This is a genomic window from Myxococcus sp. SDU36 (assembly GCF_030168875.1).
GTDB classification, from domain to species: Bacteria; Myxococcota; Myxococcia; order Myxococcales; family Myxococcaceae; genus Myxococcus; species Myxococcus vastator.
Genome location: NZ_CP077414.1, coordinates 2,165,856 through 2,182,546, shown reverse-complemented (window position 1 = coordinate 2,182,546; position 16,691 = coordinate 2,165,856). Strand labels below are relative to the sequence as shown.

The 16,691-nt window shown below is 70.9% G+C and carries 13 protein-coding genes; 12 read left to right on the top strand and 1 reads right to left on the bottom strand.

The genetic code is table 11. From position 1 onward, the window contains the following. The first annotated feature begins 31 nt into the window (after positions 1-31). Genes KGD87_RS08540 through xerD form a run of 6 tightly spaced genes read left to right on the top strand, consistent with a single transcriptional unit; the run spans position 32 to position 5,570 of the window. Positions 32-370 (top strand): hypothetical protein, encoded by a 339-nt coding sequence (locus tag KGD87_RS08540; protein ID WP_284666968.1) that lies wholly within the window; start codon positions 32-34, stop codon positions 368-370. 32 nt (positions 371-402) lie between these two features. Continuing rightward, on the top strand, positions 403-1,626 hold the full coding sequence (locus tag KGD87_RS08535) for a sodium:proton exchanger (protein ID WP_284666967.1): 1,224 nt from the start codon (positions 403-405) through the stop codon (positions 1,624-1,626). Next, positions 1,623-2,921, top strand: a complete 1,299-nt coding sequence (locus KGD87_RS08530; protein ID WP_284666966.1) for a cation:proton antiporter — start codon at positions 1,623-1,625, stop codon at positions 2,919-2,921. The genes KGD87_RS08535 and KGD87_RS08530 overlap by 4 nt, the downstream gene beginning before the upstream one ends. A gap of 53 nt (positions 2,922-2,974) precedes the next feature. Next, entirely contained in the window at positions 2,975-3,586 is a 612-nt protein-coding gene (locus tag KGD87_RS08525; RefSeq protein ID WP_284666965.1) for an L-threonylcarbamoyladenylate synthase, read from the top strand. A 22-nt stretch (positions 3,587-3,608) separates the two neighbouring features. Continuing rightward, complete coding sequence (locus KGD87_RS08520) at positions 3,609-4,592, top strand: hypothetical protein (protein ID WP_284666964.1); 984 nt, start codon at positions 3,609-3,611, stop codon at positions 4,590-4,592. Positions 4,593-4,637: 45 nt separating this feature from the next. Beyond that, a complete protein-coding gene (gene xerD, locus KGD87_RS08515; RefSeq protein ID WP_284666963.1) occupies positions 4,638-5,570 on the top strand; it encodes a site-specific tyrosine recombinase XerD in 933 nt (310 codons plus the stop codon). 16 nt (positions 5,571-5,586) lie between these two features. Here the strand turns inward: xerD and KGD87_RS08510 are convergent, their stop codons facing one another. Further along, positions 5,587-6,759 (bottom strand): DUF4388 domain-containing protein, encoded by a 1,173-nt coding sequence (locus KGD87_RS08510; RefSeq protein WP_284666962.1) that lies wholly within the window; start codon positions 6,757-6,759, stop codon positions 5,587-5,589. Positions 6,760-7,007: 248 nt separating this feature from the next. Between KGD87_RS08510 and trpS the strand changes: the two genes are divergently transcribed. The 6 genes from trpS (at position 7,008) to KGD87_RS08480 (ending at position 16,691) form a co-directional block, all read left to right on the top strand. Next, the gene (gene trpS / locus KGD87_RS08505; RefSeq protein WP_284666961.1) at positions 7,008-8,021 is read left to right on the top strand and encodes a tryptophan--tRNA ligase; all 1,014 of its coding nucleotides are present in this window, start codon (positions 7,008-7,010) and stop codon (positions 8,019-8,021) included. A gap of 163 nt (positions 8,022-8,184) precedes the next feature. After that, positions 8,185-9,054 carry a segregation and condensation protein A gene (locus KGD87_RS08500; protein ID WP_163780651.1) on the top strand — a complete coding sequence of 290 codons (870 nt, stop codon included), beginning with the start codon at positions 8,185-8,187 and terminating at the stop codon, positions 9,052-9,054. Further along, positions 9,041-10,030 (top strand): SMC-Scp complex subunit ScpB, encoded by a 990-nt coding sequence (gene scpB / locus KGD87_RS08495; protein ID WP_163780654.1) that lies wholly within the window; start codon positions 9,041-9,043, stop codon positions 10,028-10,030. The genes KGD87_RS08500 and scpB overlap by 14 nt, the downstream gene beginning before the upstream one ends. A 24-nt stretch (positions 10,031-10,054) precedes the next feature. Then, positions 10,055-12,439, top strand: coding sequence for a pseudouridine synthase (locus KGD87_RS08490; RefSeq protein WP_284666960.1), 2,385 nt, complete (start codon positions 10,055-10,057; stop codon positions 12,437-12,439). An 86-nt stretch (positions 12,440-12,525) separates the two neighbouring features. Beyond that, positions 12,526-14,646, top strand: a complete 2,121-nt coding sequence (locus KGD87_RS08485) for a HEAT repeat domain-containing protein (RefSeq protein WP_284666959.1) — start codon at positions 12,526-12,528, stop codon at positions 14,644-14,646. Then, positions 14,646-16,691: a cyclic nucleotide-binding domain-containing protein gene (locus tag KGD87_RS08480; RefSeq protein WP_284666958.1), complete on the top strand. Its 2,046-nt coding sequence runs from the start codon at positions 14,646-14,648 to the stop codon at positions 16,689-16,691. Before KGD87_RS08485 ends, KGD87_RS08480 begins: the two co-directional genes overlap by 1 nt.

Genomic DNA, 16,691 nt, shown 5'->3' with positions numbered 1-16,691 from the left:
GTCAGGCTCGCGGACCGACTAAGAGGGCCGCGTGTACTTGGTCATCACGTTCCTCGAACAGTTGGAAGGGACCGAGCGGGCCATCCGCCGGCTCCGGGAGTTCGGTATCCCGGAGCCGCTGGTGGTGCGGGCTCGGAGCGCGGCGGCGGCGCTGTCCGCCGAGGTCCCCGTGTTCGCGGGGCTCCGCAGCCTGGCGTTGGGCGCCGATGACGACCGCGTCATCCTGCTGAGCCTGTTGCCGGGCCTGCCCGCCGAGGAGATGGAGCGGCTGATCCAGCGCGTCCAACTGGAGATGGACGCGGACGACCCACCCATGGGCCGGCTGGTCGCCATGCCGGTGATCTCCGCGCCCACGCATCGCCGGTCGTGACGGGAAGCACCCCGTCGTTATAAGCACGGGCTGTGCAAGCGCTGCTCGTCTTCCTCTCCATCGCGGCGCTGTCGCTGCTCGCCTCCAGCCGAGCGCTGGACCCGGGGCGCTTTCCGGCGCTGGCGAGGCTGGCGGCCAGCGGCTTCCTCTTCGTCCTGCTCGGCATCCTCCTGGGGCCCTCCGTGGCGGGGGTGCTCACCGAGCGGCACCTGGAGGCCCTGCGCCCGGTGATGGCGCTGGGGCTGGGCACCGCGGGCGTGCTGCTGGGCCTGAACCTGGAGCCCCGCCTGCTGCGCCTGCTGCCACGGCCCGTGTACCTGGCGGCGCTGGCGCACTCCGGGACGGCCTTCTTCTTCGTGGCCTTGCCCTTGCTGGTGCCGCTCATCTTCACGTCCGTCCGGGGCCTGCTCGGCGCGGTGGGCGCGGCGGCGATGCTGGGGGCGGCGGCCAGCCTGTCGTCGGGGCACTCGGCCGTGCTCGCGTGGCGCTCGGGGCGCCTGGACCGGGCGCGCGGCCTGGGCGTGGCGCTGCTCACCATGTTGGATGACGCGGTGGGGCTGGGCGTGCTGGCGCTGGCGCTGATGCTCGGCGCCGCCAGCAACGTGGGCGAAGGCCTGGGGCTGGTGTGTCTGGCCCTGCTGCTGGGCGTCATGTGTGGGGCGCTGCTGGCCTTCCTCACGCATGCGTTGAAGGACCTGGCGGAGCTGACCACGGTGACGTTGGGTGGCGTGGTGCTGGTGAGCGGCGCGGCGGCGTACCTGCGGGTGTCGCCCCTGCTGGCGGGCGTGGCGTGTGGGGCGACGCTGGCGGTGGTGGGCGGCCGCACCTCGGAGCGGGTGGCGCGCGCGCTGGGCCGGGTGGAGCGGCCCGTGTTCCTGGTGCTGGTGTTCCTGGTGGGCTGCGCGGTGCATGCCCGGGACTACTGGGGCTGGGCGCTGATGCCCGCCTTCGTGGGCCTGCGCTTCCTGGGGAAGATGCTGGGCGGCCGGTTCGCGCGGCGGCTGGTGCAGCACACGCTGGTGCTGCCCCCCCGGCTGGGCTACGCGCTGATCGCCCAGGGTGGCCTGGCGCTGTGCCTGGTGGCGGAGTACGGGATGCTCGTGCCGGGGGTGCTGGCGCCGCGCGTGCTGGACGTGGTGGTGATGGGCGCGGTGGTCAACGAGCTGCTGGCGGGCCAGGCCTTCCAGTACGTGGTGGACCCGCCCCGCGGCATGTCCTCCGCGAGCTCGACTGACGGTGACAAGGTGGCGGCATGAAGGGGGCCGTCATCCGGCTGCTGCTGTTGATGGTGCTCCTGGCCATCATCAGCCGGGCGCAGGTGCTCCGGGCGGACTCGGGGACGCCGGTGATGCTGGCGGCGGGCGCGCTGCTGCTGTGCGGCCTGTTCGCGGGCAAGGTGGCCAAGGGCCTGGGCCTGCCGCGCCTCACCGGCTACCTGCTGGTGGGCGTGGCGGTGGGGCCCTATGCGCTGGGCTTCATTCCGAACGCGGGCGTGAAGGGGTTGGAGCTGGTGAAGGGGCTGGCGGTGAGCCTCATCGCGCTGGTGGCCGGCACGGAGCTCCGGCTGGGGCTCATCCGCCGCGTGGGCGCGCGCGTGGCCTTGCTGTGCGTGGCCGTGTGCGGCGTCACCTTCCTGGTGTGCTTCGGGGCCACCTTCGCGCTCAAGCCCTTCCTGCCCTTCCTGGAGGGCATGACGGTGCCCCAGGCGCTGGCGGTCAGCGCGCTGCTGTCCACGGTGGTGGTGTCGTTCTCGCCCACGGTCACCATCGCCATCGTCCAGGAGACGAGCGCGCGCGGCGCCTTCACGGAGTTCCTGATGGCGCTGGTCATCATCGGCGACCTGCTGGTGATGGTGGCCTTCGCGCTGGCCGCGGGCCTGACGAAGGCGAGCTTCGGCGGCGGGCTGGACGTGACGGAGCTGGTGGGCGGGGTGGGGTGGGAGCTGTTCGGCTCGGTGGTGGTGGGCCTGGTGCTGGCCGTGGGCATGCTCATCTACATGCGCGGCGTGAAGCAGGAGCTGCCCCTGTTCCTGGTGGGCCTGTGCTTCGCGGCGGCCGAAGGGGGCACGCGGCTGCACCTGTCCCCGCTGCTGGTGTCGCTGGCGGCGGGGGCGCTCATCGCGAACCTGGACGAGCACGCGGGCGAGCGCATCCACAGCGCCATCCAGCAGGCGGGGCTGCCCGTGTTCGCGCTCTTCTTCGCCGCGGCGGGCGCCGGGTTGAAGCTGGACTCCCTGGTGACGGTGGGGCCGGCGGCGCTGCTGCTGGTGGCGCTGCGAGGCGCGGCCATCTGGTTCTCCTGCCGCCGCTTCGCCCCGGCGGACGACCCGCGACTCAAGCGCTACCTGTGGATGGGGCTCATCTCCCAGGCCGGCGTGACGTTTGGCCTGGCGGCCCTGGTGTCCAGGACGTTTCCGTCCTTTGGCCCCCAGGTGGAGGTGCTCATCATCGCCATGATCACCGCCCACGAGCTGGTGGGGCCGGTCCTCACCCGGCGCGCCCTGGCGGCCTCCGGGGAGATCCGCGCGGAAGACGCGCAGGGAACGGCATAGGCTGTCAGGCATCCACACCTTCAGCAGCAGCCACGGGAGGCACGGAGGACATCATGGCCGCACCCATCCTCGAGGTGGACATGGAGCACCCCTCACCCCGCCACATCCAACGCGCGGTGGAGGTGCTGGAGCGCGGCGGCCTGCTGGCCTACCCGACGGACACCTACTTCGGGCTCGGCTGTGACTTGAGCTCCAAGAAGGGCATTGAACGGCTGTACCAGCTCAAGGGCCGCGACAAGAAGAAGCCCCTGTCCTTCCTCTGCCCCGACCTGTCGGACGTGGCCCGCTATGCGCATGTAAGCAACTTCGCGTACCGGGCCATGAAGGGCCTCACTCCGGGTGCGTTCACCTTCATCCTGGAAGCGACGCGCCTGGTGCCGGACCTGATGATGTCCAAGCAGAAGCAGGTGGGCATCCGGGTGCCTGACGCGTCGCTCGTCCGAGAGCTGGCCCGGGCCCTGGGCCGCCCCCTGGTGACGACCTCCGCGACCAACACGGAGGGTGAGCCCCTCACGGACGCCAGGGACATCAAGGACGCGCTGGGCCACGGCCTGGACCTCATCCTTGACGGGGGTGTGACGCTCAATGAACCGTCGACCGTGATTTCACTCATCGGCGATTCACTTGAAATCCTCCGGCAAGGGAAGGGTAGGCTGGAGGACTAGAACCCGAGAAAAGGGGGATTTCTTGGCACAGGGGGGAACACGGCCGAGCTCCGTGGATGCACCGGAGCAGGTTCCAGGGCTGCTGAAATTGTTACTGTTGCTCCTCTTCCGACCGGTGGACCTGCACTTCCGGCTGCGAGCCGCGGGCATCCGCGTTCCGGGGGCCCGGCTGGGGACGTTGTGTCGCGAGCAGCCAGAGGGCGGAGACCGGGCCACGGCCGTCTATGTCCGGCGCATGCTGCTGCTGCTGCTCGTCACCGCGCCGGTGGTGACGGAGGTGTTGGGCCTCGCGCTGCTGATGGCGGGCCTGCCGCTGGAGCGAGGCTGGGTGCTGTCGGCGCTGTGCTGCTCGGCGGTGGGGCTGGTGGTGGCGCAGGTGCTGGGGCTGGCCGCGGGTGTCCTGCTGGGCTCGCTGTCCAGCCTGGCCACGTTGCTGGGGCTGCACGCCACGGCCGCGGATGCCTTCGGGCCGGAGCTGGGTGGGGTGGCGGGCATGGTGGTGGGGATGTGTCTGGGCGGAGTGGCCGGGCTGGCGTGTGGGAGCATCAGCGGCATCGCCATTGGCCGAGGCCCCACCGTTGCGAGGGTCCAGATGGCGGCCATCCTGGCCAGCCTGACGCCGATGCTGCTCTGGACGGGGACGACGAATGCGTCCTACGCCGGCGCGGTGGCGGCCAGCGCGCTGGTGGCCTTCCTGGTGAGCGCGTTCCGGCTCCCGCTGTACGCGCTGGAGGTGCTGGCGTCGGCGGTGGCGTATGCCGTGGAGCGCTGGACGGGGCGGCCCACCTTGGGCTGGGTGCCGGTGCGTCACCACAACCTCAGCTATCTGCCGCATCCCTTCCTGGGACGGCATCTGGCGCTGGCGGTGCGCTCGCGGCCGGCGGAGGTGCTGGCGGTGGCGGATGCCTGCCTGCGCTCTCCGGGCAACATCGTGGTGGGGTGGCCGTGGGTGGTGCAGGCGCTGGAGTCGGCGTCGCCGGAGCGGGCAGGGGAGCCCCGGGCTTGAGCCGCTGAGTTGCCTCGCCGCGCGGCTCCGGTAGCCTGCGCGGCGATGGAAGGAATGCTCGACGCGTTCATCGCCTTCATCCGCGCGGAGCGCGGACTGTCTGGCAAGACGGTGGACGCCTACGCCGCCGACATCAACGTCTACTTCGAGGACCTGCGCGCCCGAGGCGTCTCCGACGTGACGCGGGCGCGGCAGGAGGACGTGTCCGCGCACCTGGCCGCGCTGGGCAAGCGGGGCGTGGGCAAGCGCAGCCAGGCCCGGCACCTGGCGGCCCTGCGCGGCTTCCACCGGTTCCTCGTCGCCGAGCGCATGGCGGACAAGGACCCGACGGAGGACCTGGACACGCCCCGCTCCCCCCGGAAGCTGCCGTCGTTCCTCACCCTGGAAGAGGTGGAGCAGCTCCTGGCGGCCCCGGACGAGCGCACGTCCACGGGCGTGCGGGACAAGGCCATGCTGGAGGTGCTGTACGCCACCGGCCTGCGCGTGAGCGAGCTGTGCGGGCTGGGCATCAACGACGTGCAGCTCACCGCCGGCTATCTGGTGGCGAAGGGCAAGGGCGCCAAGGAGCGGCTCGTCCCGCTGGGGAGCGTGGCCATCGAGAAGGTCCAGGCGTACCTGACGCAGTCCCGGCCCGTGGTGCTGGGGCGGCGCAAGTCCCAGGCGTTGTTCGTCACGCCGCGAGGTTCTGGCTTCACCCGGCAGGGCTTCTGGAAGCTGCTCAAGCGGTACGCGCTGAAGGCGGGCATCGCGAAGCCGCTGTCGCCGCACAAGCTGCGGCACTCGTTCGCCACGCATCTGGTGGAGCGCGGCGCGGACCTGCGCGCCGTCCAGCAGATGCTGGGGCACGCGGACCTCGCCACGACGCAAATCTATACCCACGTGAACGCGGCCCGGCTGCGGTCCGTGTACGACGAGTTCCACCCGCGCAGCGACGTCTTCGTCCCCAAGGCGAAGAAGCCGCGTGCCGCCGCGCGGTAGGGGGCGGCCCGGGCGCTCAGCTCCCCACGCTGTGGATGGGGAGGCCGAACGGGTCCGTGTGCGCCCGCCGGGGCTCGCTCCCCGGCAGCGGGGCCACGCGAATCAGCCCGGAGGCCATCAGCCGGTGCACGGAGCGGGACGCCGCCAGCTCACCCATGGCCGCCGTGCGCAGGGCCTGCCGGATGCTCCGGCTGCCGCGCAGCTTCGAATACAGGTACAGGTCATCCGCCGTCAGGTCGGGCGGGGTGGGGCGCGGAATCGGCTCGAAGACCAGGCGCCCGTCCAGCGCGAAGAGCTCGTCACTGAGCGCCAGCGTCAGGCGAATCTCCGCCTCGCGGTACAAAGCGTGGGCCTCGGGGACGGGGCCTCGCTCCAGGATTTGCGCGGCCAGGGCGACGGCATGGTCATACTGGCCGGCTTCCAGGAAGCGCTTCACCAGGGCGAGCAGCTCCTCCAACTCGGCGGCCTTGCCCAGCCGGGGGCCTCCGGCCTTGCGCGGGGCCAGGGCACCTCGCCGGTACAGGTGCAGCACCCAGCGCGCGGCGAAGAGCGGGGCCTCCCGGGCGCTGGCCAGCATCTCTCCCAGCGTGGCGCCGCTCGCCGCCAGGTCCAACAGGACGTCCTCCTCCTCCGAGTACGTCTCCACGGCGAACTCTCGGAAGACGCGGAACGTCGCGTCCATGCGGGGGAAGATGTCGCGGAACATGGACCACTCGCGCTGCCGCGTCACCGCGTCGCGGTGCAGGGTGGACAGCGACAGCTTGAGCCCAATCGCCCGGGTCGCGGGTGGCAGGCCGGGGGTGAACTCCACCTCGCCAGACTCCCAGGCGTAGCAGTCGAAGAGGGACTCACGCGCCTTGTGCTCCAGGGCCTCGATGAGGCGGGGCAGCTCCACGAAGCAGCGCTGGACCAGGAAGGTGCCGTAGGGCATGCGCGCGCCCTCGGCCGCCTCGAAGGCCGCCGCGGCGCGGGGCGCGTCCAGGATGCGGAGGTTCACCAGGACCTGCGCCAGGTGCTCGCGCGGGTCGTTCGAGCTCTCGCCCACCAGGTAGCCGTCCTTGACGTGGAAGCAGCGCCGCACCGCGCCGCGCTCCACCCGCAGCACCCCTTCAACCCCGGGCGCGCTGAACAGCGGCGGCATCACCAACTGCAAGCGATAGCTGGCGAGACTTCCGTTGAATGGCTCCATGCAGGTGCTTCCTCCAAGGTGGGTGGGCCCGCGTGAGGCACCCCCAGGGTACCGGTGCACCCCGTCGTTATTCAATTGCAAGTGCTTGGATTTGCTCGTGATTTCCTGGTGGGACGCAAAGTTCCAGGGAGAGTCCGTCTTGACTTCGATTCCTGGACAGCGTCGTGACACGGGCAACGGACGGTTGCAGGGCCGCGCCGGGTGTGCGAACGAGCCCTGTCGATTCCCGATTCCAGGTTCACACCCATATGCGGATTCTCTCAGGCGTTCAGTCGTCCGGCCGGCTGCACATCGGCAACTACTACGGCGCGCTCCGCCAGTTCGTGCAGCTCCAGGACGAGGGCGAGGGGTACTACTTCATCGCCAACCTGCACGCGCTCACCACCGTGCGGGAGCCCAAGGCCGCGCTGGCGCTGGCGCGCGAGGCCGCCATGGCCTACCTGTCGCTGGGGTTGGATCCGAAGAAGGCGGTGCTCTTCCGGCAGAGCGACGTGCGCGAGGTGCTGGAGCTGTACTGGATTCTGGGCACGGTGACGCCGCACGCGCACCTGGAGCGGGCCCACAGCTACAAGGACAAGGTGGCCAAGGGCATCAGCCCGGACTTCGGCCTCTTCGCCTACCCGGTGCTGATGGCCGCCGACATCCTGCTCTACAGCGCGGACTTCGTCCCGGTGGGCAAGGACCAGATTCAGCACATCGAGTTCGCGCGCGACTGGGCGGTGAAGTTCAACACCCAGTACGTGCCCGGCTACGACCCGGCGGACCCGGAGGGCAAGGAGCGGGGCCACGCGCCCGGCATCCTCAAGCTGCCCTCGGCACGCATCCAGGAGGCCACCCAGACGGTGCCCGGCGTCGACGGACAGAAGATGTCCAAGTCCTACGGGAACACCATCGAGCTCTTCGGGGACGAGAAGGAAATCAAGAAGCGCATCATGTCCATCAAGACGGACTCGACGCCGGTGGACGCGCCCAAGCCCACGGTGGACAGCCCGCTCTACGACTTGCTGAAGCTGATGCTGCCCGAGTCCGAGTTCGCCGAGGTGGACGCCACCTGGAAGGCGGGCGGGAAGGGCTACGGCGACTACAAGAAGAAGCTCCTGGAGGCCTACCACGCGACCTTTGGCCCGGCCCGTCAGCGGTACGCCGAGCTGGCGGCCGACCCGGGTGAGGTGGAGCGCATCCTCCAGGACGGCGCCAGCCGGGCCCGGGCCGAGGCGACCCGGCTGATGGACCAGGTCCGCAAGGCCGTGGGAATCCCATGAGTCGGTGTGCCTGAACGGGCTTTCACTGCCGATTGTTTGACCCACCTGGGGGGCACTGGTATGGGTGTGTGTCCTCCAGGCTCGTGCCCGCTGCCTAAGAAAGTCGGGCCCTTACGCGATGACGCGCCCCCACCCATCCCGTTGACGCCACCCAGGACATCCGGTGAGTGAGGAACGTCGCTCGCCGGCCGATGAGGCCCTTCGTGAAGGGGAGTTGCCGCGGAGTCCTGGCGACAACTTCCGCATCGCGCTGCCCAACTTCGAAGGTCCGCTGGACCTGCTGCTCCATCTCATCAAGGAGCATCGGGTCGACATCTTCGACATTCCGCTGGCGCTGATCACGGAGAAGTACCTCGAGCACCTGGAGCGGATGCGGGAGATCAACCTCGACATCGCCGGGGAGTTCCTGGTGATGGCCTCCACGCTGGCGCACCTCAAGAGCCGCATGCTGCTGCCCCGGCAGGACGCCGTCGCGGCGCAGGAGGGGGCGGAGGTGCTCGCGGTCGCCGAGGAGACCGAAGACCCGCGCGCGGAGTTGGTGCGGCGCCTGCTGGAGTACCAGAAGTACAAGGACGCCGCCGAGCAGCTCGCCACGCAGGACCTGCTCGGCCGCGACGTCTTCGCCCGCAACGTCCCGGTGGAGGCGGTGCCCATCCCGGAAGAGGAAGTGGGGCTCCAGGAGTTCAGCGTCCTCAAGCTGGTGGAGGCGCTCGACCGGGTGCTGGAGCGGTTGCAGCCCAAACTGCAGCACGAGGTGGTCCGGGAGCGCGTGACGCTGTCCGAGGCCATCCTCCGCGTAGTAGAGCGTCTGCGCCCCCATGGACAGGTTCTGTTCGAAAGCTTGTTCACGGAAGAGGACACCCCGTCGCGACAGGAGGTGGTCATCACCTTCCTGGCCATCCTGGAGATGGTGAAGCGGCGGCTCATCCGGGTGGTGCAGGACGAGCCGATGGGGCCCATCCTGCTGCTGCCCAACGGGGACGCGCTGGAGAAGCTGGCTCCCACGGAGGTCGACGACAGTGACTACCGGTAGCAACGGACCCCAGGACGAGACTCCCGAACCGGGCACGCCCGGCGGCCCCGGCCCGTTCTCCGAAGAGGAAATCGCCGCTGTCACGGGCCCCGGCCCGGCGGACGAGCTGGACGAGCTGGAGCCGGCCTCCATCGAGGAGGACTCGGACGAGGCGCCTCCGGACCTGGAGTCGTCGTTCGAGAAGCTCCTCTCCAAGAGCCGCAAGCTGTCCACGGACCGCATCCGCACCGTCATCGAGAGCGTGCTCTTCGTGGCGGAGCGGCCGCTGTCGGTGGACGAGCTGTACCTGGCCACCGGCATCGAGCGGGAGCTCATCGCCGAGGCCCTCAACCAGCTCTCCGGCATCCACCGCGACGGCATCAGCGGCATCGTGCTGTATGAGGTGGCGGGCGGGTGGCAGTTCCGGACGGACCCGCATTCGGGTGAGTATGTCCGGCGTTACCTGCGGGTGAAGCCACAGCGGCTGACCCGGGCGGCGGTGGAGACGCTGGCCATCATCGCGTACCGGCAGCCGGTGACGCGGCCGGAAATCGAGGACATCCGCGGCGTGGACTGCGGCGCGGTCATCAAGGCGTTGATGGACCGCAAGCTGGTGAAGATCCTGGGCAAGCGCGAAGAGGTGGGCCGGCCCATCCTCTATGGAACGTCCCGTGAGTTCCTGGAGTTCTTCGCCCTGAAGGACCTGTCTGCCCTGCCCACGCTGCGTGAGTTCCACGAGCTGACGCAGGAGCACCGGGAGATCGTCGAGAAGGAAGACACGCCGGCGCCCCCGGCGACGGGGACAGTGGAAGCGCTGTCGGACCCGGCATTCACGAAGCGGATGGAAAAGAGCGCGGCGGCCAGTGAAGCCGCGCTGGAGGACCTGGAGGAGGCCATGGCGGCCGCGGACCGGACACACAAGGTCAGCTCCAGCGTCCTGGACACGACGCCCCCGAAACCCGAGACGGGTGATACGACGGGGCCCAAGCCCGAGTGACGGGCAGCATGGAAGAAGGATGGTATGGCGGCCGAACGACTACAGAAGTACCTGGCCCGCGCGGGAGTTGCTTCGCGCCGGCATGCAGAAGAGCTGATTACCGCGGGCCGCGTCGCGGTGAACAACAAGACGGTGACGGAGCTGGGCAGCCGGGTGGAGCCCGGCACGGACCTGGTGACGGTGGACGGGACGCTGGTCACGCCTCCGGATGAATCCTCCTACTTCCTGCTCTACAAGCCCGTGGGCGTCGTGACGACGCTGTCGGATCCGCAGGGCCGGCCCACGGTGGCCAACTACGTGGAAGAGGTGGGCAAGCGCCTGTTCCCGGTGGGACGCCTGGACTACGACGCCGAGGGCGCGCTGCTGTTCACGGATGATGGGGCGCTGGCGCACAAGCTGACGCACCCCAGCTTCCAGGTGCCGCGCATGTACCTGGCGAAGGTGAAGGGCGAGCCGGACGTGGCCACGCTGGACAAGCTGCGCGGCGGCGTGCGGCTCGAGGACGGCATGGCCACGCCGGTGTCGGTGGGCGTGTTCGAGGCCGCGGAGCGGAACACCTGGCTGAAGATTGTCGTGGCGGAAGGGCGCCCGCACCTCATCAAGCGGCTGTGCGCCGCGGTGGGGCACCCGGTGGTGCGGCTGTTCCGTCCGTCCTACGCCGGCGTGGGTGTGGAAGGTCTGCGCCCCGGCCAGCTGCGCCCGCTCAAGACGAGCGAGGTGGAGCTGCTGCACTCGGTGTCGGATGGCAAGAGCGTGCCGCCGACGGGTGAGCTGAAGCTGCCTCCGCGCCGGCATGGCCGCGCGGCTCCGGGCTTCGACTCGGACGACGAGGCGGAGCTGTCCATGGATGACGATGCGCCCGTGGCCGCCAAGCCCGCGCGCAAGGCGCCGGCCCGTGCGGCCAAGACCGCGACGGTGGGTGGTTCGGGCCTGGCGCGTTTCGGACGGACCCAGGGGGCGTCGGCCGAAGGCAAGCCCGCTCGCCGCTCGTTCGGTGGTGATGAGGACAAGCCCGCGCGCCGTTCGTTCGGTGGTGACAAGGCAGGCGCGCCGCGTGGCCGCTCCTTCGGTGGTGACGACGCCAAGCCCGCGCGTCGCTCCTTCGGTGGTGACGACACCAAGCCCGCTCGCCGCTCGTTCGGTGGTGACGACACCAAGCCTGCTCGCCGCTCGTTCGGTGGTGATGACGCCAAGCCCGCGCGTCGTTCCTTCGGTGGTGACGACGCGAAGCCCGCGCGCCGCTCGTTCGGCGGTGATGACACCAAGCCCGCGCGTCGTTCCTTCGGTGGTGACGACGCCAAGCCCGCGCGTCGGTCCTTCGGTGGTGACGACACCAAGCCCGCTCGCCGCTCGTTCGGTGGTGACGACACCAAGCCCGCTCGCCGCTCGTTCGGTGGTGACGACACCAAGCCCGCTCGCCGCTCGTTCGGTGGTGACGACGCCAAGCCCGCTCGCCGCTCGTTCGGTGGTGACGACGCCAAGCCCGCGCGTCGCTCCTTCGGTGGTGACAAGGCAAGCGCGCCGCGCGGCCGCTCCTTCGGCGGTGACGACGCCAAGCCCGCACGTCGCTCCTTCGGTGGTGACGACACCAAGCCCGCTCGCCGCTCCTTCGGTGGTGACGACGCCAGGCCCGCGCGTCGTTCCTTCGGTGGTGACGACGCCAGGCCCGCGCGTCGTTCCTTCGGTGGTGACGACGCCAGGCCCGCGCGTCGTTCCTTCGGTGGTGACGACGCCAAACCCGCGCGTCGTTCCTTCGGCGGTGACAAGGCAGGCCCGCCGCGTGGCCGTTCCTTCGGCGGTGACAAGGCAGGCCCGCCGCGTGGCCGTGGCCCAGGCCGGTCCTTCGGTGGTGCCGAGGGCGGTGCCCCCAAGAGCCGTGGCACGGGCCGTCCCGAGCGCCGCGACTGGAGCTCGGGCGGAGACGCCGCGCCTCGTACTCGCGCACCGCGCGCGGGTGGCGAAGGCCGTCCGGAGCGCAAGACGTGGGGGGCTGGCGGTGGCGCTGGCCGGGCTCCACGGGGTGAAGGCCGTCCGTACTCGCCCCGTTCCGGAGCCGCGGGTGCTGGTCGCCCGGAGCGCCGTGAGTGGAAGCCTCGCGCTGAAGGGGCAGATGCGCCGCGTGGCCGGGGCGGCCCTCGCCGTGAGGGCTCCGAGGGCGGACGCCCCGCCCGCTCCACCTGGACGCCCACCGACGAAAGCGGGAATCCCCGTGAACGCGTCGTCCGGGCCGGGGCTCGCAAGGGTCCTCCCGCCGAGAAGTCCGGCGGATTCCAGGACTGGGGCAAGAAGAAGGAGCGGTCAAGCGCCCCCAGCTGGAGCAATGATCGTCCCCGAGGCGGCGCGGGCCGGCCGCCTCCCCGAGGCGGCGCGGGTCGGCCGCCTCCCCGGGGTCCTCGCCGTCCGCGTTGATAACTGACGCGGTGGATTGGGCGGGAATCGAGGGGGATTGATATAACCGGCGCCGACTCCTACACCGTTTCCCTCACCGGAGACCGATGCGAACCGGCGCACGCCCCCTCATTCTCGCACTTGCCCTGCTCCTCGGCTGCAACGGCAGCAGGGACCAGCTTCTCGCGGACCTCCAGAGTCCTCGTCCAGAGGTCCGCGCGCTCGCGGTGAAGAAGCTGGCCGGGCAGGGCAACCCGGATGACCTGGTCCTCTTCACTCGCGCGGCGAAGGACTTCGCCGCCATCGTCCGGGCCGAAGCCGCCGTGGCGCTGGGGGAGAGCCAGGACGCCCGCGTCGTGGACCTCCTGGGCGAATTGCTCGAGGACCAGGACGAAGAGGTCCAGGGCCGCGCCGCCATGGCGCTGTCCAAGGTGAACAACGAAAAGGCCAAGGCGTACCTCACGCTCCAGTACGGACGGCGGGGCCGAGCCACGCGGCAGGTCATCGTCCAGGCCCTGAAGAACGCCAACGTTCCGGGCGCCATGGCGGAGGTGGTCGCCGCCGAGGCCCGCACGCAGTGGGACCGCAACCAGCTCGCGTTGACCGAAGGCGCGCTGCCCGAGCGCGTGGGCGCCGCCGAGGAACTGGGCAAGAGCGGCCGTCCCGACGCCGTCAACCGGCTGCTGCCCCTGGTTCGCGACAGCCAGGTCATCCTCGCCGCCGCCGCCGTGCGGGGGCTGGGTGACGCCGGGGACAAGCGCGCGGTGGGCCCCATCACGCTGCTGCTGGAAGAGAACTTCCCCGAGCTGCGCGAGTCCGCCATCCACGCGCTGATGAAGCTCCGGGATCCGGTGGCCACGCAGCGCCTCCAGATGGTGGCGGTGGAGAAGAGCGTCGTCAGCCCGCTGGCCATCGAAGCCATCGTGTCCTTCCCCCGGACGCCGCAGACCGATGCCTCGCTGTGCGCCATCGTCATGGAGGGCGCGCCGGCGGAGGCGCTCGTCGCTGGCCGGAGCATGCGCACGCGCGGCGGCTGTCCGGTGGACCCCATTGGTGAGCGGCTGGCACGGCCGGCCACGGCCGCCAGTGGCCTCCAGGCCGTGGAAGGGCTGGGACCCGCGGCGCTGCCGCTGCTCGGCAAGGTGGTCCCGTGGCTGAGCCATCCGGACGCAACGCTGCGCCTGCTCGCGGTGGAGGCCGTGGCGCAGGTGGGAGACGCCTCCGTGGTGCCCGCGTTGCAGAAGCTCTACGAGCAGGAGGTCAAGGGCCTGGAAGCGCTGCGCGCCGACTGGGTGACCCAAGCGCTCCCGGAGAAGTTTGGCGTGGGGTTCGACCCGTCGACCATGCCGCCCACCCCGTCGACGCCCGGCCTGAAGGATGACCGGCCGTCGCGGCACGCGGACCTGCTGGAGCGCGTGAAGGAGCTCAATGCCGCCCGGGTGCGTGAGTCCGGACGGGACGTGGTGCGGCACCGCGTGCCCACCGAGCTGTACGACGACGTGGCGCCGGAGCGGCTGGTCCCGCTGGCAACGCTGCTGCAAGCGTTGGGGACGCTGAAGGCGCCCGGAGCGCTGGAGCTGCTCACCGGTTACGCCCAGGACTCCAGCGCCACGCTGCGCGTAGCGGCCCTGGTGGGACTGGCGCGGCTGGGCCCCGAGGGCGTCAACGTGGCCAAGGCCGGGCTCGTCGAGCCGGACCGCGACCTGCAGAAGGCCCTGGCCCAGGCGCTGGCGGAGGCCGGCGAGGCGGGGCAGGCCGCGCTCATCGAGCTGCTGCCGAAGATGGGGAGCGAGAAGCTGCTGGTGCTGGATGCGCTCACGCGTGCCGGCGGTGTGCCGGGCTCCGCTTCCGCGCAGCTCCAGGCCGTGGTGCGCGAAGGTGGACCGGAAGCGGCGCTGGCGGCGGCCCTGCTGGGACGGCTCCAGGCGAAGGACGCGGTGCCCACGCTGGTGAAGGCGCTGGACGAGCCCAACAGCGTGGCCCGCCGCGACGTGCTGCTGGCGCTGGGGAGCATTGGCGACGCACAGGCGGCGGACGCGGTGGCCAAGGACCTGTTCCACGACCTGCCCGAGATTCGCGCCGCGGCGGCTTCGTCGCTCCGGAAGCTGGGCAGCGCCGCGCATGCGGACCAGTTGGAGGCCCTCCAGGTGGACTACTTCCGGACGGTGCGTGAGGCCGCGGGCGCCGCACCGGGGTCCGAGAGCACCGCGTCGGAGGGCGCTCGCTGATGGAGCTGCGCAAGCTCAAGGACAAGGCGTCCGAGGCCTTCACCAAGGGACGCTTTTCCAAGGCGGCGGAGCTCTACGAGGACTACTGCCGGGCCGAGCCCAAGGACCATCAGTCGCGCCTGCGCTCCGGGGATGCCTGGGTGAAGGCGGGGCAGCGGGACCGGGCCATCTCGGCGTATCAATCCGCCGCGGAGGGCTTCGCGCGCGAGGGGTTCCTTCCGCGCGCCATCGCCGCGAGCAAGCTCATCCTCGAGCTGGACCCCGCGCACCGCGGCGTGCAGCAGATGCTCGCGGACCTGTACGCGCGCCGGGGAACGCCCATGGGCGCACGTGCCCGCGGCCCGATGAGCAACGCGTCGTCCGTGACGGTGAAGGCGTCCGCCGAGCCTGCTGGGACGTCGCGCCTGCCCGAGGCGGTGCGCGCGGCCGTCGCCGCCATTGATTTGGGTGAGGATGAGGCGGCCGGCGGTCCCGCGGCGGAGCTGTCCGCGGAGCTGCCTCCGGCGCTGGTGCTGTCCACCGATGCGTCCTCGCATGGCACCGAGGAAGTCGTCCACTCCGTCGAGGTGGGACTGGCGCCGGAAGAGGGGAGCGCCGGCGTGGAGGTGACGTTGGACGTGGAGCCCGTCGTGGCGGAGGCGCGGGTGGACGACGCGATGGCCCTCCCCGAACCGGACGCTCCGCCGCTCGCGACCCGGATTCCCGCGGTTCAGCCCGGAGGCGCGCGTGCGGCGACGAGCCCCTTGCCGCCAGGACTGGCACCGCGTGCGTCGCAGCGGCTGCCCGCCGTGGGCGCGGCTCGCGCGACCGCGCCCGAGCCGGAGGCTCCGCCACGTTCCGCCTCGAACAGCGGCCGCTGGCAGGCCCTGTCGTCTCCCATCACCACGCAGACAGAGGAGGACGCCGCTCCTGAAGCCGCGGTGTCCTCCGCGCCTCCAGGACTCCGGCCGCGCCGCGCCGACGCGCCGGTCCCCGCGGGCGCCACCGCGCTCCCGGGCCATGACTTGTCACCCGCGCTGGGCGCCTCCTTCCGGACGGCGGCGAGCCCGTCCTCCTTCACGGAGTTGGAGCTGGAGGCGGACTCCCTGTTGCACGCGGTGGAGCTGGCCGCGCAGGCGGCTTTGAGTCGACAAGGCCTGGGGGGCACGTCCATCAGCGACGGCCTCGAGGAAGAGATCTACAGCCTGACGGAGGAGGTCGCTCCCGAAGCGGCGTCCCTGGACGCGCTGCCCACGATTCCGCTCTTCTCGGACCTGCCTCGCGACGCCTTCATCGAGCTGTTCGAGCGCTGCCCGCTGCGCCGCTTCGGGCCGGGCGAGCGCATCATCGACCAGGGCAGCCACGGCGACGCGTTCTACGTCATCTGCGAGGGCGCGGTGCGCGTCTTCCGGACGGAGGACGGCCAGCGCCAGGACCTCGCGACGCTCGAAGGGGGCGCCTTCTTCGGGGAGATGGCCCTGCTCTCCGGCGCCGCTCGCACGGCCTCCGTGGAGTCCGCGTCCGACGACTCGCAGCTCCTGGAGATCTCCGCGGGGGTGCTCGCCGAGCTGTCGAGCAGCCACCCGCAGGTGGCCCTCGCCCTGAAGAAGTTCTGCCGCCAGCGCATGCTGACGAACGTCATGAACACGTCGGAGCTGTTCCGGCTCTTCGGGCGGAAGGACCGGCGCGCGCTCGTGGAGCGCTTCCGCTCCCGTGACGTCGAACGGGACGCGGTCATCATCCGCGACGGCGACCCGACGGATGGCCTCTACGTGGTGTTGTCCGGCGAGGTCGAGGTGCGCAAGGACGGCCACCTGCTGACGCAGCTCCGGGAAGGGGAGGTGTTCGGAGAGATTTCCCTGCTCCAGAAGACGCCCGCCACGGCGACCGTCACCGCCACCCGGCACACCTCGCTGCTGCGGCTGCCGCGCGCCGACTTCGACGCGCTCATCTCCAGCCACCCGCAGATCCTGGCCCTCATCTCCGACCTGAGCGACGAACGGCTCCGTCGCACGCAGCGCGTGCTGACCGAGGCCGGCGTCGAGGAAGACCTCATCCTCGTCTGA

Bases quoted from the DNA above. Each gene is read 5' to 3' on its own strand.
- KGD87_RS08480 (WP_284666958.1), top strand. From the start codon at position 14,646: ATGGAGCTGCGCAAGCTCAAGGACAAGGCGTCCGAGGCCTTCACCAAG.
- xerD (WP_284666963.1), top strand. From the start codon at position 4,638: ATGGAAGGAATGCTCGACGCGTTCATCGCCTTCATCCGCGCGGAGCGC.
- KGD87_RS08510 (WP_284666962.1), bottom strand. From the start codon at position 6,759: ATGGAGCCATTCAACGGAAGTCTCGCCAGCTATCGCTTGCAGTTGGTG.
- trpS (WP_284666961.1), top strand. From the start codon at position 7,008: ATGCGGATTCTCTCAGGCGTTCAGTCGTCCGGCCGGCTGCACATCGGC.
- KGD87_RS08525 (WP_284666965.1), top strand. From the start codon at position 2,975: ATGGCCGCACCCATCCTCGAGGTGGACATGGAGCACCCCTCACCCCGC.
- KGD87_RS08485 (WP_284666959.1), top strand. From the start codon at position 12,526: ATGCGAACCGGCGCACGCCCCCTCATTCTCGCACTTGCCCTGCTCCTC.
- KGD87_RS08490 (WP_284666960.1), top strand. From the start codon at position 10,055: ATGGCGGCCGAACGACTACAGAAGTACCTGGCCCGCGCGGGAGTTGCT.
- KGD87_RS08530 (WP_284666966.1), top strand. From the start codon at position 1,623: ATGAAGGGGGCCGTCATCCGGCTGCTGCTGTTGATGGTGCTCCTGGCC.